Below are 751 nucleotides of genomic sequence, written 5' to 3' on the forward strand. Positions count from 1 at the left end.
ACAGTGCGTCGTAGGCTTTGGTGTTGACGAAGAAGTCGAGCTGCGGGCCGCCTTCCCACCAACCGGGGTAGTTGTAGAAGCCGGCGACCTTGTTGAAGCCCAGCTTCTGGTCGTCGTACGGGCCGACCCACTCGGCGGCGTCGATCGTGCCCTTTTCCAGCGCCGAGTAGATCTCGCCGCCCGGGATGTTTTGCGGCACGCCGCCGATGCGCTCGATCACCTTGCCGCCGAAGCCGCCGATGCGGAACTTCAGGCCCTTCATGTCCTCGAGCGACTTGACTTCCTTGCGGTACCAGCCGCCCATCTGGGCGCCTGTGTTGCCACCCATGAAGTTGATGATGTTGTAGTTCTTGTAGAACTCGCGCATCAGCTTCAGGCCGTTGCCTTCGACCATCCAGGCAGTCATCTGGCGGCTGTTCAGGCCGAACGGAATCGCGCAGCCGAGGGCAAAGGTTTCGTCCTTGCCGAAGAAGTAATACGGCGCGGTGTGGGCCATCTCGACCGAGCCGCTTTGCACACCATCCACCACCTGCAGCGGCGGCATGATTTCGCCACCGGCGTGGATCGAGATTTCGAACTTGCCGCCGGACAGTTCCTTCACTTTCTTCGCGAAGACATCGGCCGCGCCGAAGATGGTGTCCAACGATTTCGGGAAGCTGGACGCGAGGCGCCAGCGCACGTTGGCTTGGGCGTGCACGATGGCCGGTGCAGCCCCCGCAGCCAGCACGCCAGCCAAGCCGGCGCCACGAAC

The 751-nt window shown here is 62.8% G+C and carries 1 protein-coding gene; it reads right to left on the minus strand.

The window, feature by feature from the left end; all coding sequences use genetic code 11:
• Positions 1–751 (minus strand): TRAP transporter substrate-binding protein (locus AC1DYI_RS37440; RefSeq protein ID WP_477209115.1); only part of this gene is annotated, 751 nt, incomplete at both ends.

The sequence above is a fragment of the Ideonella sp. P3_A4 genome, assembly GCF_056403075.1.